At 65.7% G+C, this 23,783-nt stretch carries 23 protein-coding genes and 2 tRNA genes; 11 read left to right on the top strand and 14 right to left on the bottom strand.

Annotation, left to right across the window (positions count from 1 at the left end):
- Positions 1-392 (top strand): nuclear transport factor 2 family protein (locus QBJ92_RS13445; RefSeq protein ID WP_277970212.1); only part of this gene is annotated, 392 nt, incomplete at its 5' end.
- A gap of 16 nt (positions 393-408) precedes the next feature.
- On the opposite strand, the gene QBJ92_RS13440 is transcribed toward QBJ92_RS13445, so the two are convergent.
- Positions 409-1,083, bottom strand: a complete 675-nt coding sequence (locus QBJ92_RS13440) for a YoaK family protein (protein ID WP_277970211.1) — start codon at positions 1,081-1,083, stop codon at positions 409-411.
- 124 nt (positions 1,084-1,207) lie between these two features.
- Here QBJ92_RS13440 and QBJ92_RS13435 point away from each other — a divergent pair, with 124 nt between their 5' ends.
- Together QBJ92_RS13435 and QBJ92_RS13430 are read left to right on the top strand one after the other, a co-directional pair.
- On the top strand, positions 1,208-1,948 hold the full coding sequence (locus QBJ92_RS13435; protein WP_277970210.1) for a 16S rRNA (uracil(1498)-N(3))-methyltransferase: 741 nt from the start codon (positions 1,208-1,210) through the stop codon (positions 1,946-1,948).
- Positions 1,949-2,002: 54 nt separating this feature from the next.
- Positions 2,003-3,376, top strand: coding sequence for a glutamate--cysteine ligase (locus QBJ92_RS13430; protein ID WP_277970209.1), 1,374 nt, complete (start codon positions 2,003-2,005; stop codon positions 3,374-3,376).
- Position 3,377: 1 nt separating this feature from the next.
- Here QBJ92_RS13430 and QBJ92_RS13425 read toward each other — a convergent pair whose 3' ends face one another.
- Positions 3,378-3,647, bottom strand: a complete 270-nt coding sequence (locus tag QBJ92_RS13425) for a hypothetical protein (protein ID WP_277970208.1) — start codon at positions 3,645-3,647, stop codon at positions 3,378-3,380.
- A gap of 116 nt (positions 3,648-3,763) precedes the next feature.
- On the opposite strand from QBJ92_RS13425, the gene QBJ92_RS13420 reads away from it, so the two are divergent.
- The gene (locus QBJ92_RS13420; protein ID WP_277970215.1) at positions 3,764-4,474 is read left to right on the top strand and encodes a PAS domain-containing protein; all 711 of its coding nucleotides are present in this window, start codon (positions 3,764-3,766) and stop codon (positions 4,472-4,474) included.
- A 15-nt stretch (positions 4,475-4,489) separates the two neighbouring features.
- Here the strand turns inward: QBJ92_RS13420 and mmsB are convergent, their stop codons facing one another.
- The 5 genes from mmsB to QBJ92_RS13395 form a co-directional block, all read right to left on the bottom strand.
- Positions 4,490-5,368 carry a 3-hydroxyisobutyrate dehydrogenase gene (gene mmsB / locus QBJ92_RS13415; RefSeq protein WP_277970207.1) on the bottom strand — a complete coding sequence of 293 codons (879 nt, stop codon included), beginning with the start codon at positions 5,366-5,368 and terminating at the stop codon, positions 4,490-4,492.
- A 135-nt stretch (positions 5,369-5,503) separates the two neighbouring features.
- Complete coding sequence (locus QBJ92_RS13410; RefSeq protein ID WP_277970206.1) at positions 5,504-6,277, bottom strand: enoyl-CoA hydratase; 774 nt, start codon at positions 6,275-6,277, stop codon at positions 5,504-5,506.
- Positions 6,274-7,317 (bottom strand): enoyl-CoA hydratase/isomerase family protein, encoded by a 1,044-nt coding sequence (locus QBJ92_RS13405; RefSeq protein WP_277970205.1) that lies wholly within the window; start codon positions 7,315-7,317, stop codon positions 6,274-6,276. Before QBJ92_RS13405 ends, QBJ92_RS13410 begins: the two co-directional genes overlap by 4 nt.
- 110 nt (positions 7,318-7,427) lie before the next feature.
- Positions 7,428-8,573, bottom strand: a complete 1,146-nt coding sequence (locus QBJ92_RS13400; RefSeq protein ID WP_277970204.1) for an acyl-CoA dehydrogenase family protein — start codon at positions 8,571-8,573, stop codon at positions 7,428-7,430.
- Between the two features lie 40 nt (positions 8,574-8,613).
- Positions 8,614-10,125: a CoA-acylating methylmalonate-semialdehyde dehydrogenase gene (locus QBJ92_RS13395; protein WP_277970203.1), complete on the bottom strand. Its 1,512-nt coding sequence runs from the start codon at positions 10,123-10,125 to the stop codon at positions 8,614-8,616.
- 385 nt (positions 10,126-10,510) lie between these two features.
- Between QBJ92_RS13395 and QBJ92_RS13390 the strand changes: the two genes are divergently transcribed.
- Positions 10,511-10,633, top strand: coding sequence for a hypothetical protein (locus tag QBJ92_RS13390; protein ID WP_277970202.1), 123 nt, complete (start codon positions 10,511-10,513; stop codon positions 10,631-10,633).
- A gap of 191 nt (positions 10,634-10,824) precedes the next feature.
- Positions 10,825-10,898, top strand: a tRNA-Gly gene (locus QBJ92_RS13385).
- A gap of 43 nt (positions 10,899-10,941) precedes the next feature.
- Here QBJ92_RS13385 and QBJ92_RS13380 read toward each other — a convergent pair.
- A complete protein-coding gene (locus tag QBJ92_RS13380) occupies positions 10,942-11,499 on the bottom strand; it encodes a hypothetical protein (RefSeq protein WP_277970201.1) in 558 nt (185 codons plus the stop codon).
- Positions 11,500-11,779: 280 nt separating this feature from the next.
- Positions 11,780-11,865, bottom strand: a tRNA-Tyr gene (locus tag QBJ92_RS13375).
- A 189-nt stretch (positions 11,866-12,054) separates the two neighbouring features.
- Here QBJ92_RS13375 and QBJ92_RS13370 point away from each other — a divergent pair.
- Positions 12,055-13,668 (top strand): M20/M25/M40 family metallo-hydrolase, encoded by a 1,614-nt coding sequence (locus tag QBJ92_RS13370; protein ID WP_277970200.1) that lies wholly within the window; start codon positions 12,055-12,057, stop codon positions 13,666-13,668.
- Positions 13,669-13,708: 40 nt separating this feature from the next.
- Complete coding sequence (gene rlmB / locus QBJ92_RS13365) at positions 13,709-14,455, top strand: 23S rRNA (guanosine(2251)-2'-O)-methyltransferase RlmB (protein WP_277970199.1); 747 nt, start codon at positions 13,709-13,711, stop codon at positions 14,453-14,455.
- 59 nt (positions 14,456-14,514) lie between these two features.
- Here the strand turns inward: rlmB and QBJ92_RS13360 are convergent, their stop codons facing one another.
- Positions 14,515-14,832: a 2Fe-2S iron-sulfur cluster-binding protein gene (locus tag QBJ92_RS13360; RefSeq protein WP_277970198.1), complete on the bottom strand. Its 318-nt coding sequence runs from the start codon at positions 14,830-14,832 to the stop codon at positions 14,515-14,517.
- 81 nt (positions 14,833-14,913) lie between these two features.
- On the opposite strand from QBJ92_RS13360, the gene QBJ92_RS13355 reads away from it, so the two are divergent.
- Genes QBJ92_RS13355 through mtnP form a run of 3 tightly spaced genes read left to right on the top strand, consistent with a single transcriptional unit; the run spans position 14,914 to position 16,753 of the window.
- The gene (locus QBJ92_RS13355; protein ID WP_277970197.1) at positions 14,914-15,537 is read left to right on the top strand and encodes a DNA-3-methyladenine glycosylase family protein; all 624 of its coding nucleotides are present in this window, start codon (positions 14,914-14,916) and stop codon (positions 15,535-15,537) included.
- Positions 15,537-15,887 carry a hypothetical protein gene (locus QBJ92_RS13350; protein WP_277970196.1) on the top strand — a complete coding sequence of 117 codons (351 nt, stop codon included), beginning with the start codon at positions 15,537-15,539 and terminating at the stop codon, positions 15,885-15,887. Before QBJ92_RS13355 ends, QBJ92_RS13350 begins: the two co-directional genes overlap by 1 nt.
- Complete coding sequence (gene mtnP / locus QBJ92_RS13345; RefSeq protein WP_277970195.1) at positions 15,884-16,753, top strand: S-methyl-5'-thioadenosine phosphorylase; 870 nt, start codon at positions 15,884-15,886, stop codon at positions 16,751-16,753. Before QBJ92_RS13350 ends, mtnP begins: the two co-directional genes overlap by 4 nt.
- Positions 16,754-16,987: 234 nt before the next feature.
- Here mtnP and QBJ92_RS13340 read toward each other — a convergent pair whose 3' ends face one another.
- From QBJ92_RS13340 to QBJ92_RS13325, 4 genes are read right to left on the bottom strand one after another with little or no spacing between them, the layout of a single operon-like run.
- Complete coding sequence (locus QBJ92_RS13340) at positions 16,988-17,806, bottom strand: HpcH/HpaI aldolase/citrate lyase family protein (RefSeq protein WP_277970194.1); 819 nt, start codon at positions 17,804-17,806, stop codon at positions 16,988-16,990.
- Complete coding sequence (locus QBJ92_RS13335) at positions 17,803-19,353, bottom strand: efflux transporter outer membrane subunit (protein WP_277970193.1); 1,551 nt, start codon at positions 19,351-19,353, stop codon at positions 17,803-17,805. The genes QBJ92_RS13340 and QBJ92_RS13335 overlap by 4 nt, the downstream gene beginning before the upstream one ends.
- Positions 19,350-22,550: an efflux RND transporter permease subunit gene (locus QBJ92_RS13330; protein ID WP_277970192.1), complete on the bottom strand. Its 3,201-nt coding sequence runs from the start codon at positions 22,548-22,550 to the stop codon at positions 19,350-19,352. The genes QBJ92_RS13335 and QBJ92_RS13330 overlap by 4 nt, the downstream gene beginning before the upstream one ends.
- Positions 22,551-22,560: 10 nt before the next feature.
- Complete coding sequence (locus QBJ92_RS13325; RefSeq protein WP_431358402.1) at positions 22,561-23,751, bottom strand: efflux RND transporter periplasmic adaptor subunit; 1,191 nt, start codon at positions 23,749-23,751, stop codon at positions 22,561-22,563.
- Between the last annotated feature and the right edge of the window lie 32 nt (positions 23,752-23,783).

The raw sequence follows: 23,783 nt of genomic DNA, 5'->3' as shown, positions 1-23,783 counted from the left end.
GGAACAGTCGCAATCCCGAACAGGTGGCGCTGGCCTATACCGAGGACAGCCGCTGGCGGAACCGCAGCGAATTCGTCACCGGTCGCACCGAGATCGCCGCGCTGCTGACACGCAAATGGCAGCGCGAGTTGGACTACCGCCTGATCAAGGAAGTGTGGGCGTATGCGGGAAACCGGATCGCGGTCCGCTTCGCCTATGAATGGCGCGATGACAGCGGCCACTGGTATCGATCGTACGGCAACGAGAATTGGGCCTTTGACGAGCAAGGGCTGATGGTGGAGCGTTTCGCGTCGATCAACGATTTGCCGATCCGGGGGGAGGATCGCAAATTCCACTGGCCGCTCGGCAAACGCCCAGCAGACCATCCGTCCCTCTGCGATCTGGGACTCTGAGGATAGCAGGCATCATTCAGCGGCCAGCTTCGCGCGTTCGCGGCGCGCGTGACGGTTCCGCCGGTCCGAGGAACATCGCGTAGATCGCCAGCACGACCGCCACCCCCGCCGCGCCCCAGATGCTAGCGGTGCCGAAGCGAAGGTACATCACGCTCCCCGCGACCGCGCCGGCGACCAGCCCAAGCCAAAGCGCCAGATACGGCACCCATCCCCAGCGCGGGCCGCCCAGCAATGCATCCGCCAGCCGCTGCCCAAATTTGACGAGCGTCCCCGTCATGTAGGTGACACCGATGCTGACTTCGCCTGCGCGCTGGAAGGTGGTGTTCACGCATCCCATCGCAGCCGCCATCAGCGGCGTCGCCCAGCCATCCCAACCATACAGGTCGAGCGCCCCGGACAGCGCCAGCAACCCGCCGACGACCAGCAGGATCACGCGCTTGCGCCACGATCCCGCCGCCGCCGAGATCAGCGTACCCGCAACCACCCCCCCGACAAACGCCGCCAGCAACGTGATCGCCATGCGCGCGACTTGCGGGTCGACCATCATGCCGACGGCGAGCCGGGTGGAATTCCCGCTCATGAACGACACGAACAGCCCGCCCAGTTTCAAGAACCCGACCGCATCGACATAGCCCGCCATGCTCGACGTGCCCGCCGCCAGCACCCAGATCCTCCGGCCGTACCCCGTCATGCGCTTTTCCCCGGCTTTCTACTGCCTGTTTTACAGCGATAGCACGGGAACAGGAACGCAGAGCTTCCGATACGACCCGCGACGCGCGATTGTGTTGCGCGGGCAATCCGCTCTACGAGGCTCCATGCCCGCTACCCCCGCCTGGCCGCCGCAATCCACCCCGCGCCTGTTCGTCGAGCACCCGCTCCTGCCCGGACCGTTGCGGATCGAGGGCGCGCAAGCGCATTACCTCGTCACCGTCATGCGGATGAAGCCAGGAGATCCGGTGAAGCTGTTCGACGGCGAATCGGGGGAATGGCTCGGCATCGCCGCCAGCGTCGGCAAGCGCGACCTGATGCTGGACGTCACCGAACGGCTGCGCGAGCGAGAACATGTTCCCGACCTGTGGCTGTGCGCAGCCCCGATCAAGAAGGGCCGGATCGACTGGGTCGCGGAGAAGGCGTGCGAACTCGGCGTCGCGCGGCTGTTGCCAGTGCTGACCCGGCGGACCATCATAGACCGACTGAACGGCGAGCGCCTTCGTGCGCACATGATCGAAGCGGCGGAGCAATGTGGGCGAACCGCGGTCCCGGAACTCGCCGAGCCCGTCAAACTCGCCGCTCTGCTACGCGACTGGCCGGCGGACCGGGCCCTGTATTTCGCCGACGAAACCGGCGGGGTGCCGGCGGCGGAAGCAATGCGCACGGGACCAGCGAGCGCTGCGATCCTGATCGGCCCCGAAGGCGGATTCGACGATGCCGAGCGCGACGCGATCCGCGCCGTGCCAAGTGCCGTCGCTATCACGTTGGGCCCCCGGATCTTGCGCGCGGACACCGCCGCCGCTGCTGCAACCGCGCTGTGGATGGCCGCGCGCGGTGATTGGTAGGTGGCGGATCGAAACCTGCTGGCGGGCGGCCTCCCACAGCGCTAAGGCGCGACGATGACGACGCGATCCGACACCATCAAGACCTCGCCTTTGATCGAATCGCGCGACCAGCTCGTCGCGAGTTTCGCAGCCGGGGAAAAGCCGCCCGAACGCTGGCGGATCGGCACCGAGCACGAGAAGTTCGTCTACGCCGACAGCGATCATCATGCGCCAAGCTACACTGAGAAGGGCGGCATCCGCGACCTGCTCGATGCGCTTCAGGCCTATGGCTGGAAGCCGGTCGAGGAGAATGGCAACGTCATCGCCATGTCCGGCAGCGACGGCTCGATCAGCTTGGAGCCCGCCGGCCAGTTCGAACTGTCGGGCGCGCCGCTCGAGAACCTCCACCAGACCTGCGCCGAGACCGGACGTCACCTGGAACAGGTCAAGGCGATCGGCGACAAGTTCGGGATCGGGTTCCTCGGTCTCGGCATGTGGCCGGACAAGACTCGCGCCGAACTGCCGATCATGCCCAAGGGCCGTTATGCGATCATGCTGCGCCACATGCCGCGCGTCGGCAGCATGGGGCTCGACATGATGCTGCGCACCTGCACGATTCAGGTGAACCTCGATTACCAGTCCGAGGCGGACATGGTGCGCAAGTTCCGGGTCGGGCTCGCGCTGCAGCCGCTCGCGACCGCGCTGTTCGCCAATTCGCCCTTCACCGAGGGCAAGCCCAATGGCATGCTGTCCTACCGCAGCCATATCTGGTCGGACACCGACCCGGCGCGCACGGGGATGCTGCCGTTCGTGTTCGAGGACGGCTTTGGTTACGACCGCTACACCGACTATGCGCTCGATGTGCCAATGTACTTCGTCTACCGCGAAGGCCGCTACATCGACGCGGCGGGGCTGTCGTTCCGCGACTTCCTCGAGGGCGAATTGTCGGTCCTGCCGGGCGAGACGCCGACGCTCGACGATTGGAACGACCATCTGTCGACCGCCTTCCCCGAAGTCCGTCTCAAGACGTTCCTCGAAATGCGCGGCGCGGACGGTGGTCCGTGGGGCCGGATCTGTGCCCTGCCTGCTCTGTGGGTTGGCCTGTTGTACGACGATCAGGCGCTGGATGCGGCGTGGGACCTCGTCAAGCACTGGACGATCGAGGAACGCCAGACGCTGCGCGATTCGGTCCCGCGCCTCGGACTCGACGCGCCGATCGCGGGCGGACGGACACTGCGCGACATCGCTGGCGAGGTGCTCGACATTTCGCACGCCGGCCTGACCGCACGCGCGCGGCTCGACGGCGGCGGGAGCAACGAGACGGGTTTCCTCGATCCGCTGCGCGAAGTCGTCCGCACCGGCAAGGTGCCCGCCGAGGTGCTCCTCGAGAAATATCACGGTGCCTGGAACGGCGACGTCTCGCGCGTTTACGAAGACCTGCGCTTCTGAATTACTGCGAAGGATCGTCCGCCGCGGCGATCATGTCGCGGATCGCTTCGGCGATCCGCTGCCATGTTTCCGCGACCGACGGCTGTTCGGGTGTCGCTGCGTCGACTTCCGCCTGTACGACGGCCAATGCGCGCGCGCCGAAGGTATCGATCATGACGGCGGCCATCGCCTCGGTCTTTCCCGGCGCCTGCGCTGCCGTGGACTCGCCGGTCGCATCGGAGCCGACGGCTCCCGTCTCGGCATTCGTCCCCCCGAATTCGCCCATAGGCATGGCGCGACACTCCCAGCAAAGCGGTGCACTCTTGGATACCCGCCGGACCGGCACTGTACCATAGCGCAAAAGGATCAATTAGGGCATTGAATCTGCACCCGAGATTTATGGACGTGATGAACCTGCAAAGTTTTCTCGACCCTGCCGCGCCGACCGCCCACGTGCTGACTGACCTGACGGGAACCTATCTCTCGGTCGATGATGCCTATTGCGAGGTCCTTGGGCGCGATCGACGCGAACTGATCGGGAAGGTTGCCGTCCAGTTCACCAACCCCGTGGAACAGGCGCGGCACACCGCGGTGGTCGAGTGGATGCGGCAAACCGGCGACCCGGTCACGCTGACGAAGAGCTACGTTCGATCGGACGGAAAGCTCAGGCGTGTGCAGAATCATGCATCGGTCATATCGGACGGCATCGGCCCGCGCCGGCTCATCGCGACGGTTCGGTGCCTGATCGATACCGCCCCGATCGGGACGCTCGAAACCGATTTTCTGACGGTCTCGCGAATGCTTCGCGCACGCCGCAGCCGGATAGAGAGGTTCGGGCCTGACCGCTTTGCGGGCCTCAAATGGGATGTCGCGCTCGCCTGCTTCAAGCTCGAATGCGCGGCCCCCCGCGTGACCGTCGGCGAGTTGTGTTGTGAGATCGGTCTCGACCTGTCTTCGGGGACATTGCTGGTGCTGGAGATGGTTGCGCGCGGCGATCTCGATATCGAGCGGGCGGGGCAAGGCTTGGAGGATTCGTCGATTCGTATGGCGCTGACGCTGCAGAACGATCTCCGAAGCTATCTCGCGCGGTATGGCGGGCCGCCCAGCCGGTGCGACTGAGCGGCACCGTCCGCGTCACCCGCGCAGCATCTTGATGATCGCGGAAAAATCCAGGCCGCCCTGCCCGGCGTCCGCGAACCGCTGGTAGAGGTCCGCCGCCTTCGCGCCCATTGGCGTGTTCGCATCCGCGTCTTTCGCCGCTTCCGCCGCGAGCTTGAGATCCTTGAGCATCAGTGCGGTCGCAAAACCGCCCTGATAATCGTGGTCGGCGGGCGTTTCCGGTCCGACCCCCGGCACCGGGCAATAGCGCGTCATCGACCAGCTTTGCCCCGACGAGACGCTGGAGATGTCGTAGAAGGTCTGCGCGTCGAGTCCGAGCTTCTCGGCCAGCAGGAACGCTTCGCACGTCGCGACCATCGTCGCCCCAAGCAGCATGTTGTTGGCGATCTTGGCCGCCTGGCCAGTGCCGTTGCCGCCGGCGTGGATCACCGCCTGCCCCATTGCCTCCAGGACCGTTTTGGCCGTGGCGAAGCCCGCGTCGGTTCCGCCGACCATGAAGGTCAGCGTGCCGGCATTGGCCGCGCCGATCCCGCCCGACACGGGCGCGTCGACGGCGGTGATGCCGTTGGCGAGCGCAAGCGCGGCAACGTGCTTGGCGGTGGCGACGTCGATCGTCGAGCAATCGATCAAAATCGTCGCGGGCGAGACGTGCGCGGAGAACAGTTCGGCATAGACGGCCTCGACGTGGCGACCGGCGGGGAGCATCGTGACGATCGCTTCAGCCCCATCCGCTGCCGCGGTGGCGGACCCTACGGGCAAACAGCCTGCCGCCTTCGCGCGGTCGAGCGCGTCCGCCGACAGGTCGAACGCGCGGACGTCATGCCCCGCCTTTGCGAGATTCGCGGCCATCCCGCCGCCCATGTTGCCTAGCCCGACGAATGCGATGCGTGCCATTTTTCTTATTCCTTCCTCCCCTCCCGCTTGCGGGAGGGGACCGAGGGGTGGGCGCCCGGTTGCAATGATCCACTCCACCTCCAGCCGGGAGCCCACCCCCGGCCCCTCCCGCAAGCGGGAGGGGAGGCAGATGTTCTATCGTCCCGTCCACACCCCTTGGCGCTTCTCGACGAAGGCGGTCATGCCTTCGCTCTGGTCCTCGGTGCCGAACAGCGCGTGGAACAGGCGGCGTTCGAACTGCACGCCCATGCTGAGGCTGGTCTCGAACGCGGCGTTGACCATTTCCTTGTTCGCCAGCACCGCAAGCGGGGCCATGCCCGCGATCGTCGCGGCGACCTTGACCGCTTCCTCGACCAGATCGGCGGCAGGGATCACGCGCGAGGCGAGCCCGGCGCGTTCGGCTTCGTCCGCATCCATCATGCGTCCGGTGAGGCACATCTCCATCGCCTTGGCCTTGCCGACCGCGCGCGTCAGCCGCTGCGAGCCGCCCATGCCCGGCGAGACCGCGAGCTTGATCTCGGGCTGGCCGAACTTTGCGCTGTCGGCGGCGAGGATGAAGTCGCACATCATCGCGAGCTCGCACCCGCCGCCGAGCGCATAGCCGGCGACCGCCGCGATGATCGGCTTGCGCGTGCGGGTGAAGCGGTCCCACCCGGCAAAGAAGTCATGCGCGTACATGTCGGCAAAGCCCTGCGCCTGCATCTCCTTGATGTCCGCGCCCGCCGCGAACGCCTTCTCGCTGCCGGTGATGACCGCGCAGCCTTGCGACGGATCGGCGTCGAATGCCGCCATCGCCGCGAGCAGGTCGGCGAGGATCTGGCTGTTGAGCGCGTTGAGCGCCTTGGGCCGGTTGAGCGTGATCAGGGTGACGCGGTCGCGCTGTTCGACGAGGATCGTTTCGTACGTCATGCCGGGGTCCATTCATCGGCTGGAGAGAGAGGCGCAAAGATTTGGTCGATCACGTGGTCGGTCACGTCCTCCGGCGTCGCCGGGTCCCAGCGCGGGGCATTGTCCTTGTCGACGATCACCGCACGGACGCCTTCGAGGAAGTCATGCCGCTGCACGACGCGCGAGCCGATCGCATATTCCTGCCGCATCTCGTCCTCGAACGTCGCCATCATCTGGCCTTCGTGGAGCAGGCGGAGCGACACCTTCATCGTCTGCGGCGACTTGGTGCGCAGCGTGGCGAGCTGCTGCGTCGCCCATTCCCCGCCATCGGCTTCGAGCGCAGCGTAGATATCCTCGAGCACGTCCGAGGCGAACAGCCGGTCGATCGCCTCGCGCTGCGCGAGGATCTTCGCGTCCTGCGGGGCCTCGCTCATCGCGTCGAGCGTCGCCGCGATGGCTTGCGGGTCGGCGGCGATCCGCGCCTTGGCGTCGTCCAGCGATACGCTCGGCAAATAATGCGTTGCCAGACCCAGCGCGAGGCACTCCGCCCCGTCGAGCCGGTGCCCGGTCAGCGCGAGATACTGCCCGATCCGCCCGGGCAGCCGCGACAGATACCAGCCGCCGCCAACATCGGGGAACAGACCGATCCCGGTCTCGGGCATCGCGAACTTGGTGTTCTCGGTCGCCACGCGGAAATCGCACGGGCAGGCGATGCCCACGCCGCCGCCCATCGTGATCCCGTCCATGAACGCGACGGTCGGCTTGGCGTAGGTAAACAGCCGGTGGTTAAGGCGATATTCGGTATGGAAGAACGCGCGCGCCGCAACGCCATCCGCCGCACCGCTTTCCGCGAGCATCCGGATGTCGCCACCCGCGCAGAAGCCCCGGCCCTCGGCGTGGTCGAGCAGCACCGCCTCGATCGCGGGGTCGGCACGCCACGCGTCGAGCGCATCGAGCATCGCAGTGCACATGTCGGTGGTCAGCGCATGAAGCGCCTTCGGGCGGTTGAGCCGGATCCGGCCGACAGGCCCTTCAATCGAGGTCAGGACGTCGCTGGTCATGCACGGTCTCTCATCACTGTCTTCGTGTCTTTGTGGCTTCGTGCGCGAAGACTCTTTCTCGCACAAAGCCACAAAGCCACGAAGAGGAAGGGGGCTTCGCTTCGCGGGATCTACTGGCGCGTCAATTCGCGCCCGATGATCATCCGCATCACCTGATTGGTCCCTTCGAGGATCGAATGCACGCGAAGGTCGCGCCAGAAGCGTTCGATCGGGTAATCCATCAGATAGCCGTAGCCGCCATGCAATTGCAGCGCGCGATCCGCCACCAGCGAGCCGATGTCGGTCGACAGCCGCTTCGCCATCGCCGCGAACTTGGTCTTGTCTGGCGCGTTCGCCGTCACCTTCGCTGCCGCCATGTAGAGCAATGCGCGCGCCGCCTCGAGGTCGGTCGCCATGTCCGCGAGCATGAACTGGGTGTTCTGGAAATCCCCGATCGCCTTGCCGAACTGCTTGCGATCCTTGGTGTACCCGATCGATTCATCGAGGCACCGCTGCGCCCCGCCGAGCGAACACGCCCCGATGTTCAAGCGCCCGCCATCGAGCCCCATCATCGCGATGCGGAACCCCTCGCCCTCGCCGCCCACAAGGTTATCCACAGGGACATGCACATCCTCGAACACCACTTGCGCGGTCGGTTGCGAGTGCCAGCCCAGCTTGCGCTCGTTCGCGCCGAAGCTGACGCCGGGCATGTCTTTCTCGATCACCAGGCACGAAATGCCCTTGGGGCCTTCCTCACCCGTGCGGACCATCGTGACATAGACTTCGTTCTCGCCGCCGCCCGAGATGAACTGCTTGGTGCCGTTGACGACATAATGATTGCCATCCCGGACCGCGCGGGTCTTGAGCGCGGCGGCGTCCGAGCCCGAGCCCGGCTCGGTCAGACAGTAACTGGCAATCCGGTCCATCGTGACGAGCGACGGGAGGTACTTGTTCTTCACCCCCTGCCCGCCGAACCGGTCGATCATCCAGCTCGCCATATTGTGGATCGAGATGAACGCCGAGGTCGACGGGCAGCCATAGGCCATCGCCTCCATGATCAACGCCGCTTCGAGCCGCCCGAGATTGATCCCGCCCGATTCCTCGGAAACGTAGATCGCCGCGAAGCCCAGCTCCGCCGCCGCCTTGATCGTGTCGCGCGGGAAGATGTGCTTCTCGTCCCACTCCGCCGCGAACGGGCTGATCCGGTCGGCGGTAAAGCGGCGCGCGAGCTCCTGGATCTCGCGCTGATCGTCGGTGAGGTCGAACTGGTCGGTCATGAGAGGCTTTCTTATGCTGTCATCAGGGAGGCGAAGCGCCTCAGCCCATCGTCGGAATCACGAACGCATTGGCGCCGTCGCCCACCCCGCCGTCGGGCCAGCGCTGCGTCACGGTCTTGACCTTGGTCCAGAACTTGACGCCTTCCATGCCGTGCTGGTTGGTATCGCCGAATGCGCTGCGCTTCCACCCGCCGAACGTGTGATAGGCGACCGGCACCGGGATCGGCACGTTGATCCCGACCATCCCGACATTGACCCGCGCCGCAAATTCGCGCGCCGCATGGCCGTTGCGCGTGAAGATCGCCACGCCGTTGCCATACTGATGCTCGCTCGGAAGCCGGACGGCATGATCGAAATCGTCCGCGCGGACGATCTGGAGGACCGGCCCGAAGATTTCCTCCTTGTACGATTCCATCGACGGGGTGACATGGTCGAACAGCGACGGGCCGATGAAGAACCCCTTCTCATGCCCCTGAAGCGCGAACCCGCGCCCATCGACGACCAGCTCCGCGCCCTCGTCGACGCCGGTCTGGATCCACTGCTCGATGCGCGCGCGGTGCGCGGCATTCACGACCGGGCCGTAATGCGCGTCCTTGTCGGTCGAGACCCCGACCCGCAGCGCGGCAATCGCCGGGATCAGCTTTTCGCGCAGCGCGATCGCGGTCTTCTCGCCGACCGGCACCACGACCGGCAACGCCATGCACCGCTCGCCCGCCGAGCCGAACGCCGCGCCCGACAGATCCGCGACGACCTGATCGAGATCCGCATCGGGCATGACGATCCCATGGTTCTTCGCCCCGCCCATCGCCTGGACGCGTTTCCCCGCCGCGACGCCGCGCTTGTAGACGTAATGCGCGATGTCCGACGAACCGACGAAGCTCACCGCGCTGATCGCGGGATGATCGAGAATCGCGTCGACCATTTCCTTGTCGCCGTGGACGACCTGGAGGATGCCCTCGGGCAACCCCGCCTCGCGGAACAGCTCGGCGAGCCGGACCGGGACCGAAGGGTCACGCTCGGAGGGCTTGAGGATGAACGCGTTGCCCGTCGCGATCGCGACGCCCGACATCCACAGCGGGATCATCGCGGGGAAGTTGAACGGGGTGATCCCCGCACCGATCCCGAGCGGCTGGCGCATCGAATAGACGTCGATCCCCGGCCCCGCACCCTGGGTGTACTCGCCCTTGAGCACATGCGGGATACCGCAGCAGAATTCGATCACCTCGAGCCCGCGCTGGATATCGCCCTTCGAATCCGCGATCACCTTGCCGTGCTCGGACGACAGCAGCTCAGCAAGCTCGTCCATGTGCAGCTCGACCAGCCGCTTGAACTCGAACATCACGCGCGCGCGGCGTTGCGGATTGGTCGCGGCCCAGCCCGGCTGCGCCTTTTGCGCGGCGGCAATCGCCGTATCGAGGTCGGCCTGCGTGCCAAGCCTCACCGTCGCCTGGACCTGCCCGGTGTTGGGGTCGAACACGTCACCGGTCCGGGTCGCGCCACCAGCTGCCCCGCCATTCGCGAGCCCGGCGATATGATGATCGATAATCCGCATGGCATCCTCTTCGCTTGTTTCGCTGGCCTGTCGCCGATTCCGTAACGCACGCCAAGGCCCAATGACGTCAGGAATGGTTGCAGAAGAAACTTTTTGCGGCGGATTGCCGCCGGAGACCGCTGGCCCGTTCGTACGTCCGCTGTCCATCGTGGCTGGCCATCAACCAGCCAGAACGTTGCCGTCCCGATTTGAGCCACACGCCGGGCAAGATAGGATTAACGAAGCGTTAACGCCCGTTGCGAATCTTGCGTCGGTCCATACACTCTTGAACATCGGATGGGCGATCCCCGCGATCCCCCGCCAAGAGCGTAATAGTCGCGGCTCATATCTCCCGTCGGACACCGGCGGAGAGAAAACGCTTGCCGGACGAGTAGGAGATGATCGCTTGGATATGCTGAAACGCGCCGTGGGTACGCTTGAACCAGTCGCGGTGGTGCTGGTCGTTATCCTGCTCTTCCTGGTCGCGTTTGCGGGCTATTGGATCGACAATTCCGAAGCGAACGCCTGAGCGGATCGGCGCATACTAGTCTGGCCCAGCCTCTCCGAATCCGTCTCCAGGTGACGGAAGGAATGTCGCGGAAACGTCGGCGGGATATTGACCGCCAGTGCGCGATCATGCGAATGGCCATCCCATCGACGGACGGTAGGCCACTCATGGTAGCCTGCGCCGCCGACATGACGGTGTGACGCCAACGCGTTGCGGGTATAGTACAATGGTAGTACAGCAGCCTTCCAAGCTGAATACACGGGTTCGATTCCCGTTACCCGCTCCACCGCCGACCCCGATAATCCGGCAGCTGCGTTCCCGGTCCGGCTTCAGCTTTTCGAGATCGCCACGTTCGCCTGCACTGCGTGTATCGACGGCGCTGCTCCCCGCACCGCTTCGCCAGATACTGGCCATTCCGCATGGGACGCCAACCGCGCCATGACACGGGCGTAGAGCACGTCGCCCGTCACCAGCTCATGGTAGAACGGGTTGTTCTTGTCCCCCGCGACGCCGTCGCCGGGGAAATACCCGATCCGATCGGTCACCACATTGGCCCCTTCGCCACGATAAAAGGCGACGAGCTGTTCGATTATCAGCTTTGCGCGGCCGTAAGCGGTATCGGTCCCGATATGCATCGACGACGGAATGAAGATCCCGCCCAGACGTCGCCAATCCTCGAGGTGTTTCGCCGCGCGCTGGACGTGCCCGACCGGATCCTCATGCTGGTAAGCGCAGTCGAACAGATAGGCGCGTGCGTCGATCATCGGCCACTCGATCCGCGAGATCGCCTCCCCGGTGATCACCTCGAACCCGTCCCGCGCAAGACGCGACGCGAACGCGCTTCCGACGCGGCCCTGATGGCCGTGAACTATGGCGACGCGGCGCATGGCGAATCCTTGACGGTTGGTCGATCGACCGGGAAGGGTAAGGCCCTGGCACGACGCCATTGCCCTGCAGGAAAGGGTATTCGAAGACTGCGCGACGATGTGCGCCAGCCGCGGTTCTGTAAAGATCCCGCCGAGCCACAAACCTGGCAGTCACGCCGGATCGGTTCGTACGCGGCACCAGGCGCACATGACGCCCGCGCACCGATCGATCATGTCCCCCCAAGGGGCGACATCGACCTGCTCTCTGACGCTGAAATCTTCCGGAACCGCCGGAAGAAGATGGTGGACAGGGCTGGATTCGAACCAGCGTACGCTTGCACGGGCAGATTTACAGTCTGCTGCCTTTAACCACTCGGCCACCTGTCCCCAGGCTCGCATCCCCGGGGGGATGGTCGCTCCGAAAAGCGAGGGCGTCCAATGCCGACCGGTTGGCGTGCTGTCAACGCCCCAGCAGCGGGAATTTGTACAATCGGGTCGGGCTTGCACCGGTCGCGCTGCCCGCATACCGGTCAGACCGTCGCCGGTCGGGCGGCGTTCAACGACCGGGGGGTTATCATGCGTCGATTCCTGCTTCTTGCCAGCACCGTCGCGCTCGTCGCCACGATGCCCGCGTTTGCGCAGAGCGGCGATCGCGCGCAACTCGCCCGGATCCTCGACGAAGGCACCGCGCACAGCGACGTCATGCCGATCGCCGCGCATCTGTCCGACGTGATCGGCCCACGCATGACCAACTCCCCCGCGATGCGGCAGGCCGAAGCCTGGACGCAGGCGAAATTCACCGAATGGGGCCTGCGCAACGTCCACAAGGAGGGGTTCGATTTCGGCCGCGGCTGGTCGATCGTCAGCTCCAGCGTGCGGATGTTGACCCCGCGCCCGATCCCGCTGACCGCGATCCCGATCGCTTGGACGCCCGCGACCAACGGCCCACTGCGCGCGCCGATCATCGTCGCCCCGATGAAGCACGAGCGCGACTTCGCCAAATGGCACGGTCAGCTTTCCGGCAAGATCGTCCTCGTCACCCTCCCCGACACCGGATCGGAGCCGAAGGAAGCCGCGTTCGAGCGCTACAGCGCGGAGGAATTGCGCAAGCTCGATCAGTACCAGCAGCCGAACTACGACCCCGACGCGGTCGACCGCCGCGTCAAGCGGCTCGACTATGCCAAGAAACTCGATGCGTTCCTCAAGGCGGAAGGCGCGGTCGCGATGGCGACCATGGCGTATCGCGACGGGAAGCTCGTCAGCGGCGAAGGCTATACGTTCGGGGTCGGGGACACGCCGTCGCTCCCCGCAGTGCAGATCGCGGCGGAAGATTACCGCCGCCTCGCGCGCCTTGCCAAGGTCGGCCCCGCCCCAACGCTCGAGATCACCAGCGACGTGCGGTTCGATGACAGCGATACGCAAGCGTACAACGTCCTCGCCGAAATTCCCGGAACCGACCCCAAGGCTGGTTATGTCATGGCGGGTGCGCATCTCGATTCGTGGGTCGCGGCCGATGGCGCCGCCGACAATGGCGCCGGCTCCGCGATGGTGATGGAGGCCGCGCGGATCATCGCCAAGACCGGCATCCGCCCCAAGCGGACGATCCGCTTCGCTTTGTGGGCGGGCGAGGAACAGGGGCTGCTCGGCTCGCTCGCCTATGTCGAGAAGCATCTCGCCACGCGCGGCACCCCCGGCGACCCGAAGCTGACTGGGCTGAAACTCTACACCGGCTGGGCCAACCGCTGGCCGATCACGCCACGCCCGGGCTGGGGCGATCTTGCGGCCTATTTCAACCTCGACAATGGCTCGGGCAAGATCCGCGGCATCTATGTCGAGAACAATCCGGCGGTGGTGCCGATCTTCCGCGACTGGCTCGCGCCGTTCGCACCGATGGGCGCGACCGACGTGGTGATCCGCAAGACCGGCGGGACCGATCACGTCTTCCTGCAGTCGGTCGGCGTGCCGGGATTCCAGTTCATCCAGGATCCGCTCGACTATGACAGCCGGGTGCACCATTCGAGCATCGACACGTTCGATCACCTGAAGGGCGACGACATGCGGCAGGGCGCGACGATCCTCGCATCGTTCCTGGTCAATGCAGCAAATGCGGACAAGGCCTTGCCTCGCCCGCCATTGCCGACCAAGCCGGTCGCGACCGACCCCTTCGCTTATTCCGACGAGGAAGAATAATCGTGACTAACTTGCGTTTCGTAAAGCTGGAGCAGCGTTGATGGCAGCACGTCGTGGACATCGTCCGTCCCAGGCCCCGGCGGGCCGCCCGCGGTTCTGGGGGCGGCACGCCGTCGCCGCTGCGTTCGAGAACCCCGAACGCGTCGTCCGCAAGATCTGGGCGACGCGCGAAGCGAGCGCGGCGCTCGACATCCCCGCGGATGTGCCGATCGTATTTGCCGAAGTGACCGACCTCGCGCGGCTTGTGCCGGGCGACGCGCCGCACCAGGGCATCGTGATCGAAGTCGATCCGCTTGAGGACATGTGGCTCGCCGACCTGTTGCAGCAGGGGCAGGACGACAAGCGTCCGCTGATCGTGCTCGACCAGGTCACGGACCCGCACAATGTCGGCGCGATCATGCGTTCGGCGGCGGCGTTCGATGCGCTTGGCATCGTCACGCCAGACCGGCACGCTCCTCCCGAATCGGGGACGATCGCACGCGCGGCGTCTGGCGCGCTCGAGATCGTGCCGTGGGTTCGCGTAGTCAATTTGGCGCGCGCGCTCGACGAGATCGCGGAAGCGGGGTTCTGGCGGGTCGGGCTGACCGGCGAGGCGACGCAGACGCTCACCCAGGCAATGGGCACCCAGCGGGTCGCGCTGGTGCTGGGGGCCGAGGGCGAAGGCATGCGGCAGAACACTGCATCGCATTGCGACGAGCTCGCGCGGTTGCCGATTTCGCCGAAGATGGAGAGCCTCAACGTCTCCAACGCCGCTGCAATCGCGCTCTACGCGGCAGCGAGCCGGTAGCATTTTTTTCCTAAGCCTCTCCCCGGCAATGGCCGGGAAGAGGCTTAAGGGGATACCGTTCAATCCTCGGCGGCGATCGTCACCTTGAGGCCATCGAGCGCGTCGGTGAAGGCGACCTGGCACGACAGACGCGACGTTTCGTTACGATCGGCGGAGGAATCGAGCAAATCGTCTTCGTCCGCGCTCATCTTGGGAAGTTTGGCGACAAAGTCCGGGTCGACATGGACATGGCACGTCGCGCAAGAGCAGCAACCACCACACAGAGCGAGCAGCTCGTCGATCCCGGCGTCGCGAATGACTTCCATCACCGAAAGGCCGGCCTCTCCCATGATCTCGCGTTCTTCCCCTTCACGAGTCACGACGATAAGCTTGGGCATAGGTGAATCCTTGTATCACTGCGTCGCGCTTGCCATGCCCAGCCGAGCGCCGCGACGCAAGCGGCAAGCACGGGGTTCGACATGGGCTTGACCACAGAACAGTTGACCGAAGCAATGGACGCGCTCGCCGCGCGCGAACCCGCGTTCGCGGTGGCGCTGGAGCGGATCGGCTATCCCCCGCCGCGGATCAGCGAGCGCGGCTTCGGCACGCTGTTGCGCACGATCATTGGGCAGCAGGTCAGCGTGACCTCGGCGCAGGCAACGTACCGGAAGCTTGAGGGGATCGTCGGCAGCCTCGATGATCCCGCGAACATCATCGCCGCGACCGACGAACAACTCCGCGCCGCGGGCCTGTCGCGCCAAAAGGCGAGCTATGCGCGGAGCCTTTCCACGCTCGTCACCAGCGGAGAACTCGATCTCGCCAATCTGCCCGAGGACGATGAGGAAGCGATAGCCAAGCTGGTCGCAGTCAAGGGCATTGGGCGCTGGTCAGCTGAAATCTATTTGCTGTTCGCGGAAGGCCGCACCGACATATGGCCCGCGGGCGATCTGGCGGTGCAGATCGAGATCGGGCGCCTGCTCGGCCATGAAGCGCGCCCGAGCGAGAAGCTGGTGCGCGAACTGGCCGAAGCGTGGCGACCGCATCGCGGCGCGGCCGCGATCTTCGCCTGGTATCACTATCAAAGCGATATGAAGGTCATCTGATGGCACGCGCCGACCGCCTCGCCCGGATCGATGCCGACCGGATCGAGCATGAAACCGACTACCGCACCGCGCTGATCGCGGCGTTGCAAACCACCGCCAAGGGGCGCTGGGGCCTGTTCGGGCATCAGGGCAAGAAGGGCGAGACTCCGGCGTCGGTCGCGACCGTCACAGCGTTGATCGAATTGGGCGAGACGATCGACGAGCTGCGCGACACGTTGGGGATGGAGCCGTTTGCGCTCCACGCGGACTTCGTCGCGGCGCGCGGACCGGTGCGATCGGACGCGGTCGGGGAACCCAAGCAAGCGCAAGCATGGCTCGCGCGTCTGGAACAGGAATTGGGAACGGCATGAGCGCAACTTGGAAAATCGGGATCATCGGCGGTTCCGGGCTGTACGCGATCGATCAGCTGGAAAATCCGGAATGGCGGCGGATCGATACGCAGTGGGGTGCGCCCTCGGATGAGTTGCTGTTCGGCAATATCGGTGCGGTCGAGCTGGTGTTCCTGCCACGCCACGGACGCGGGCATCGCATCAGCCCGTCCGAATTGAACGCACGCGCCAATATCGATGCGCTGAAGCGCGCCGGCTGCACCGATATCCTCGCGATTTCCTCGATCGGATCGCTCCGTGAGGAGCTCGAACCCGGCCGGTTCGTCGTCGTCGACCAGTTCATCGACCGCACCACCCAGCGGCCCCCCAGCTTCTTTGGCACCGGCATGGTCGCGCATGTCTCGATGGCAGAGCCGGTCTGCCCCCGCCTGTCCGCCTTCGCCGCGGAAGCCGTCGCCAGCGCGGGCGGAAACGTCACCAAGGGCGCGACCTACCTCGCGATGGAAGGCCCGCAATTCTCGACGCGGGCGGAAAGCCTGATGTATCGCCAATGGGGCGCCGACGTCATCGGCATGACCGCGATGCCAGAGGCCAAGCTCGCGCGCGAAGCGGAGCTGCCGTACGCGCTGATCGGCATGGTGACCGACTATGATTGCTGGCGGGAGGAAGCGGCGTTCGTGGAGGTGAGCGAAGTCATCAAGCAAATGGGCGCGAACGGCGCGATTGCGCGTCAAACGGTTGCGGCTTTAGTCGCCGCACTTCCGCCCGAACGGACGCCCTCCCCGCTCGATACGGTGCTCGACCACGCGCTGATCACGTCACCCGATGCGCGCGACCCGGCGGTGCTGGCGAAGCTGGATGCGGTGGCAGGACGCGTGCTGCGCTAAGAGCGGCGCCGCAGGCTGTCACTCCTGCCCTCTACCTTTGTGGCTTTGTGTCTTCGTGCGAGAAAAAGACTTTCTCACGCAAAGGCGCGAAGATTGAAGAGCAAGAAGATGCCCCGCGAGAAACAGGAATCCTTCTCTCTTCGCGGCTTTGCGCCTTTGCGTGATCAAATTTTCTCGCACAAAGACACAAAGCCACAAAGGTAGAAGAAGGACTGCTGGCTTCGCCGGTTTGGGTTAGGCGCTAGCCACGATTTGCTCGGCTTGCGCCAGATGCAACCGCTCGATCATCTCGCCGTTCACGCGGATAGCGCCCAGCCGCACATTCTCCGGCAAGGCGAACGCCGCGATCACCGCCTCTGCCCAGCGCACCTGCTCCGCCGATGGCGCGAAAGCGCGGTTGGCCGGGGCGATCTGTGCCGGGTGAACCAGCGTCTTTCCGTCGAACCCGAACGCCGCACCCTGCGCACATTCCGCCGCCAGCTCTGGCGTATCCGCCAGCACGTTGGAAACACCGTCCAAAGCCATCAACCCATGCGCGCGCGCAGCCGTGACGATTCCCACCAGATGTGGCAGCAACGGCATCCGGTCAGCCCCCGGCGTGCAGCGCATCTCCTTCGCCAGATCATTGGTCCCCGCGATCAGGCACCCAAGCCCCGGCGCCGCTGCAATCGCGGGCAAGGCAAGCATCGCCGCGCTCGTCTCGATCATCGCCCACACACGCACATCGCCCAGCGTCGCGCGTGCCAGCGCGAGATCGTCGGGATGCGACACCTTCGGCAGCAGCACCGCATCGAACCCGGCTCCACGCGCCGCCTCCAGATCCGCCTCGCCCCAGTCAGTGTCCAGCGCGTTGACGCGCAGCACCAGCAACCGTTCGCCAAACCCGCCGGCGCGCGCCGCCGCCAGCGCCTGCGCGCGCGCCGCGTGCTTGCTGTCGGGCGCGACCGCGTCCTCCAGATCGAGGATCACCGCGTCGCAGTCGAGCTCGCGCGCCTTCTCGATCGCGCGTGCGTTTGACGCGGGCATGAACAACGCGCTGCGGATCCGCTTCACGGCTGGACGACCGGCTCGCGGCGGACCGCCGCGGGGGCGTCTTCCCACCCGCCGCCAAGCGCCTTGAACAGGCTGATCTGCGCATCCGCCACCGCCGCATCCGACTGCGCGAGCGCGGCGCGCGCGTCGGCACGGTCGCGTTCGGCCTGGATCAGCAGCAGGAAACTGTCCGCGCCGTAATCGAAGCGCAGTTGCGACAGTTTCGCCGCCGCGCTGCTCGATGCTTCGGCACGGCGCAACGCGGCGTTGCGATCGAGCGCCCCAGAATAGCGGGCGAGCGCCTGCTCGACTTCCTGCAACGCGGTCAGCACGCGCCCGTCGAAGGTCGCAAGGCTAGCATCCGCGCCGGCCCGCGCCTGGCGGATCCGCGCACGCGCGATCGTCTGGTTGGGAAAACTCCACGAGATCAGCGGGCCGGCCGAATAGGTCACGGCGCTGCTCTTGAACAGCTGGCTCCCGCGCTGCGCATTGAGCCCGATCGAGCCGAGCAGCGAGATTTTCGGGTACAGTTCGGCGGTCGCGATCCCGATCCGCGCGGTGTCCGCCGCAAGCGTCCGCTCCGCCGCGCGCACGTCGGGGCGACGGCGGATCAGCGCGACACCATCGCCGATGGGCACGATATCGCGCACTCTTGGCGGGGCCTTGCAGGCATTGGCGGCCGCGTCGATCTGTTCGGGCGGCAGGCCGGTCAGCACCGCCAGCGCATACAGCGACGCCCGCCGCTCCGCCTCGAAGCCGGGAATCGTCGCCTGCGTCTGCGCGAGCAGCACGTCCGCACGATCGACGTCGCGCCGCGTGCCGCGCCCGGCGGTGAACAGCGTGTTGGTCAGGCCCAGCGTGCGCTGCTGCAACGCGACCGTCTCTGTGGCCACCGCCCGCTGCTGCGCGTTGCTGCACGCGCTGGCGTAGGCGCGCGCGGTTTCCGCGGCGACCGATACGCGCGAGGCGTCGAGTTGCGCCTGCGCCGCCTGCACGTCGCCGCGCGCCGCCTCGATCGCGCGAGTGATGCCGCCGAATAGGTCGACCTCATAAGAGGCGTCGAAGCCGAGCTTGAAACTGTTGAACACGAACGACTGCGGCGTCACGGCACCGCCGGTTCCGGTTCCGGTTCCGGTTCCGGTTCCCGTTCCCGTCCCGGTTCCGGTCCCAGTTCCTGTGCCAGTCCCGACACCCGTCCCCGCGCCCCCAAAACCAAGGCTCGCGGTATTGATCTGCGCGCGCGTGAAGCTCGCGGTCGGGCTGGTGGTCGGCAACCGCGCGCCACGCTGTTCGGACAGGACGGCACGCGCGCGTTCGAGATTCCCCGCCGCAACGCGGATGTCGGTGTTGTGCGCCAGCGCGTCCGCCACCAGCCGGTCGACGACGGGATCGTTGTACAGCCGCCACCAATGGTCGGGCAGCGGCGTGGGGGTAACTCCCTTGCCGATCCCGGCCTCGGCAAACGCGCCACCCTTTGGCGGCACCGGGGTCGTCGGGGTCTTGTAGTTCGGCCCGACGACGCACGCCGACAGCGCAAACGCAGGAAGGACGCTCAGGATACGCTTCATGCCGGTTTTCCTTCCGGAGCGGGCAGCGCGGGCGGATGGTCCTCCGTCGCGGCGCCACGCTTCCGGCGCATTTTCGAGGCGACCCAATCGCCCCCCTTGCGGCTGATGACATAGAAGCTCGGCGTGAACAGCAGGCCGAACGTCGTCACGCCGATCATCCCGAAGAACACCGCCACACCCAACGCCTTGCGCATTTCGGCGCCTGGACCCGACCCGAGCACCAGCGGCAACACGCCGAGGATGAACGCGATCGACGTCATCAGGATCGGGCGGAGACGCTGTTCGGCGGCATGTTCGGCGGCGGCATGGAGCTCCATCCCGACATCCTCATTGGCGCGCGCGAACTCGACGATCAGGATCGCGTTCTTCGCGGCAAGCCCGATCAGCACGACCAGCCCGATCTGGGTCAGGATGTTGTTGTCCATCCCCATCAGGTTCACGCCGACGATCGCCGCCAGCAAACACATCGGCACGATCAGGATGACCGCGAACGGCAGCACCAGGCTTTCGTAATTCGCCGCGAGCAGCAGGAACACGAACAGCACCGCGAGGCCGAACACCAGCGAGCCGGTATTGCCCGCCTGCTGCTGCTCGAACGCGATCTCGGTCCATTCGTAGCTCATGCCCTTGGGCAACGTCTCGCTCGCGATCTTCGCCATCGCCTGCAGGCTCTGCCCGGAGGAATAGCCGCGCGACGTGTCGCCCTGCAATTCCGCCGACGGATACAGGTTGTACCGCACCACGCGATACGGGCCAGTATCGTTGCGCAGCGTCATCACTGCATCCAGCGGCACCATGTTGCCCGCCGCCGACCGAGTCCGCAGATGTCCGACGTCGGACACCTGATCGCGATACGGCGCATCCGCCTGCGCGGTGACGCGGTAGGTCCGCCCCAGATAGTTGAAGTCATTGATGTACGACGACCCCAGATAGCTGCCGAGCGTCGAGAACACACTCGACACGGGCACGCCCAACTGCTCGGCGCGCTCGCGGTCGATGTCCGCGAACAGGCGTGGCGTGCGGTTGTTGAAGCTGGTGAACGCGGCGGTGATCCCCGGTGTCTGGTTCGCCTTCATCATCATCCCGAACGCTGCACCCTCAAGTGCCTTGAACCCGAGATTGCCGCGATCCTCGATCAGCATCTTCCAGCCGCCGCCGGTCCCGATCCCGCGCACCGGCGGTGGCGGAATGACGAGCAGCAACCCGGCACTGAGCGGCGCGAACGCCTTGCGCATCTCGTTGGCGATCGCATCCGCTGCGCCACGATCAGCGTGCGACTTGAGCGTGATGAACATCGCGCCGCCGTTGGACGCGGTCGAGAAGGTCGCGCCGTCGAGCCCCGCGAACGCGACCGTATCCTGCGTCGCCGGGTTCTTGTGCGCGATCTCGGCCGCGCGCTTGATCAGCTCGTTGGTCCGCTGGAGCGAAGCCCCCGGCGGCAACTGCGCCGCGACGATCAGATAGCCCTGATCCTGCGCCGGGATGAACCCGGTCGGGGTCGCGGCAAAGCGCCATCCGGCAAGCCCGATCAGGATGACATAGGCGATCCCGATGATCGCAAGACTGCGGATCGCGCGCGCGGTGAATTTGCCGAAGCGGTTGCCAAGCCAGTCGAACCCACGGTTGAACCCGCGGGCAAACCGCGTGCCGACTCCACGGATACCGGGCTTGGGCTCGGCATCATGCTTGGGCTTGAGGATCAAAGCGGCGAGCGCGGGCGACAAAGTCAGCGACACAAAGGCGGAAATCGCGGTTGCGGAGACGATTGTGAGCGCAAACTGCTGGTAAAACTGCCCCGAAATGCCCGGAATGAAGCTCGTCGGGATGAACACGCCGCACAGGACGAGCGCAATCGCGATCAACGCACCCGACACTTCGTCCATCGTCTTGTGCGCTGCATCGCGCGGGGAAAGCCCCTCCTCTTCCATCAGGCGTTCGATGTTCTCGACCACGACGATCGCATCGTCGACCACGATCCCGATCGCGAGCACCATGCCGAACAGTGACAGGTTGTTCAGCGAGAAACCGAACCCCGCGAGCACCGCGAGGCTGCCGAGCAGCGACACCGGGATCGCGATGATCGGGATGATCGCCGCACGCCAGCTCTGCAGGAACAGCAGCACGACCAGCGCAACGAGGACCAGCGCCTCGACCAGCGTATGCTCGACCGCTTCGATCGACGCCTGGATGTACTCGGTCGGGTTGTACGGGATCGAATAGGTCAGGCCGGGCGGGAAGCTCTTGGCGACGTTGGCGACTTCCGCCTTCACCGCATCCGCCGTGCTGAGCGCGTTCGAGCCCGGCAACTGCGTGATACCGATCGCAGTCATCGACTTGTTGTTGAGCATCGCGTTGATCGTGTAATCCTGCGCGCCGAGCTCGATCCGCGCGACGTCGCGCAGACGCGTCAGCCGCCCCTGGTCGTCCCGCTTGACGATGATCGCGCCGAATTCCTCGGGCTTGGTCAACCGTCCGGTCGCCTGGATCCCGAGCTGGAACGCGGTCCCGCCCTCGTTGAACGGCGGCTGCCCGACCGAACCCGCGGCGACCTGTGCGTTCTGCGCGCGGACCGCGGCGACGATCTCGTCGACGGTCAGGTTGCGCGACGCCGCACGATCGGGATCGACCCAGACGCGCATGTTATAGTCGCGCCCACCGAACACGCGCACGCCACCCACGCCGGGGATACGCGACAAGCGATCGATCAGCTGCGTCGTGGCGTAATTGGAAACATAGGACGAACTGAGCGAGCCATCCGGCGACGTCAGCGCGACAACCATCAGAATGTCGGGGGAATTCTTGCGGACCGTCACGCCGATCTGGCGGACTTCCTCGGGCAGACGCGGCTCGGCGGTCGAGACGCGGTTCTGCACCAGCACCTGCGCCTGATCGACATTGGTGCCCTGCTTGAACGTGACGGTGATCGCGAGCGCGCCGTCACCGGTCGCGGACGAGGACATGTAGATCATGTTCTCGACGCCGTTGATCGATTCCTCGAGCGGCGCGGCGACGGTGGCGGCGAGCGTCTCGGCGTTCGCCCCCGGGAAGGTCGCGTTGACGACCACGGTCGGCGGCGCGATCTCGGGATATTGCGCGACTGGCAACCCCGGATACGCCACGACCCCGAACACGATGATCAGGATCGACAGGACCGCCGCGAAGATCGGGCGATCGATGAAGAAATGGGGAAATCTCACTGGCTGCGCCTCAGTTCGCGGTCGCGTCGGAGGCGGGTGGCGCGCTTTCCTGGGTCGATTGCGGCGCGGTGTCCGCCGCCTTGGGCTTCATCTTGACCAGGTTTTCCTTGACCGTCGCGCCGGGTTGCAGCGTCGTGATCCCGTCGATGACGACATGCTCGGTCGGCGCGAGCCCCGACTTGACGACACGCAGCCCCTCCACTTGCGGACCGGTCTCGACCGGGCGCGCGATGACCTTGCCTTCCTTCCCGACGACATAGACGAGCTTGCGCGTCTGGTCGGTGATGACCGCTTCGTCCGGCACCAGCATCGCGCGGTAATGGCCGGAGCCCAGCAACCGTGCGCGACCGAACAGGCCCGGCGTCAGGAAGCCATCGGGATTGGCGATGACGGCGTGCGCGCGGATCGTCCCCGAATTGGGATCGATCGCATTGTCGACGAATTCCATCTTCCCGTGCCAACGAAAGCCCTTCTCGTCGGCGAGCTGGACTTCGACCGGATTGGCGGTGTTGCGCGACGAGCCGCGCTCACCCGACTTCGCCTGGCGCAAATATTTGAGATAGAAGCTCTCGGCCCCTTCGAACGAGAACCAGATCGGATCGGTCGAGACGACTCGCGTCAGGACGGTGGTGGCCTCGGTCGCATAATTGCCCATGCTGACGCGCCGGTCGGACACGATCCCTGTGATCGGCGACCGGACGGTCGTGAAGCCCAGGTTGAGTTGCGCGGTCGTCACATTGGCACGCGCGGCGCCCAGGTCTGCCTGCGCGGTGCGGACCGCGGCAAGCTTGGTCTCATATTCCTCGCGCGCAATCGCTTCGGCCTTGAGCAACACGTTGGCGCGCGTGAGTTCGGATTGCGCGTTGGTCACCGACGCCTGCGCCTTGGCGACTTGCGCACGCGCTTGCGCCAGCGCGGCCTGATAGGGGCGCGGATCGATCGTGAAGAGAGCTTCGCCCTTCTTCACGCGCTGGCCGTTGTTGAAGAAGATTCGCTCGATCGTTCCCGAAACGCGCGGACGCAGTTCGACGTCCTGGATCGCCTCGAACCGGCCTACGTATTCATCCCAATCGGTGACGTCGCGCTGCAACGGTATAGCGACACTGACTTGCGGCACCGGCGGCGGCGGCGGTGCCTTTTGCGCACAGGCAGCAAGCAGCCCCAACGCGGTCGCGCCGAATACCGGGCGCAAGATGCCCACATATGAAGTCGTCACTCTATGATCCCCATGTC

This window comes from Sphingomonas echinoides, assembly GCF_029623395.1.
Classification (GTDB): domain Bacteria; phylum Pseudomonadota; class Alphaproteobacteria; order Sphingomonadales; family Sphingomonadaceae; genus Sphingomonas; species Sphingomonas echinoides_A.
This window is presented reverse-complemented; position numbering and strand designations above follow the sequence as displayed.

Bases quoted from the DNA above. Each gene is read 5' to 3' on its own strand.
- QBJ92_RS13440 (WP_277970211.1), bottom strand. From the start codon at position 1,083: ATGACGGGGTACGGCCGGAGGATCTGGGTGCTGGCGGCGGGCACGTCG.
- QBJ92_RS13435 (WP_277970210.1), top strand. From the start codon at position 1,208: ATGCCCGCTACCCCCGCCTGGCCGCCGCAATCCACCCCGCGCCTGTTC.
- QBJ92_RS13430 (WP_277970209.1), top strand. From the start codon at position 2,003: ATGACGACGCGATCCGACACCATCAAGACCTCGCCTTTGATCGAATCG.
- QBJ92_RS13425 (WP_277970208.1), bottom strand. From the start codon at position 3,647: ATGCCTATGGGCGAATTCGGGGGGACGAATGCCGAGACGGGAGCCGTC.
- QBJ92_RS13420 (WP_277970215.1), top strand. From the start codon at position 3,764: ATGAACCTGCAAAGTTTTCTCGACCCTGCCGCGCCGACCGCCCACGTG.
- mmsB (WP_277970207.1), bottom strand. From the start codon at position 5,368: ATGGCACGCATCGCATTCGTCGGGCTAGGCAACATGGGCGGCGGGATG.
- QBJ92_RS13410 (WP_277970206.1), bottom strand. From the start codon at position 6,277: ATGACGTACGAAACGATCCTCGTCGAACAGCGCGACCGCGTCACCCTG.
- QBJ92_RS13405 (WP_277970205.1), bottom strand. From the start codon at position 7,317: ATGACCAGCGACGTCCTGACCTCGATTGAAGGGCCTGTCGGCCGGATC.
- QBJ92_RS13400 (WP_277970204.1), bottom strand. From the start codon at position 8,573: ATGACCGACCAGTTCGACCTCACCGACGATCAGCGCGAGATCCAGGAG.
- QBJ92_RS13395 (WP_277970203.1), bottom strand. From the start codon at position 10,125: ATGCGGATTATCGATCATCATATCGCCGGGCTCGCGAATGGCGGGGCA.
- QBJ92_RS13380 (WP_277970201.1), bottom strand. From the start codon at position 11,499: ATGCGCCGCGTCGCCATAGTTCACGGCCATCAGGGCCGCGTCGGAAGC.
- QBJ92_RS13370 (WP_277970200.1), top strand. From the start codon at position 12,055: ATGCGTCGATTCCTGCTTCTTGCCAGCACCGTCGCGCTCGTCGCCACG.
- rlmB (WP_277970199.1), top strand. From the start codon at position 13,709: ATGGCAGCACGTCGTGGACATCGTCCGTCCCAGGCCCCGGCGGGCCGC.
- QBJ92_RS13360 (WP_277970198.1), bottom strand. From the start codon at position 14,832: ATGCCCAAGCTTATCGTCGTGACTCGTGAAGGGGAAGAACGCGAGATC.
- QBJ92_RS13355 (WP_277970197.1), top strand. From the start codon at position 14,914: ATGGGCTTGACCACAGAACAGTTGACCGAAGCAATGGACGCGCTCGCC.
- QBJ92_RS13350 (WP_277970196.1), top strand. From the start codon at position 15,537: ATGGCACGCGCCGACCGCCTCGCCCGGATCGATGCCGACCGGATCGAG.
- mtnP (WP_277970195.1), top strand. From the start codon at position 15,884: ATGAGCGCAACTTGGAAAATCGGGATCATCGGCGGTTCCGGGCTGTAC.
- QBJ92_RS13335 (WP_277970193.1), bottom strand. From the start codon at position 19,353: ATGAAGCGTATCCTGAGCGTCCTTCCTGCGTTTGCGCTGTCGGCGTGC.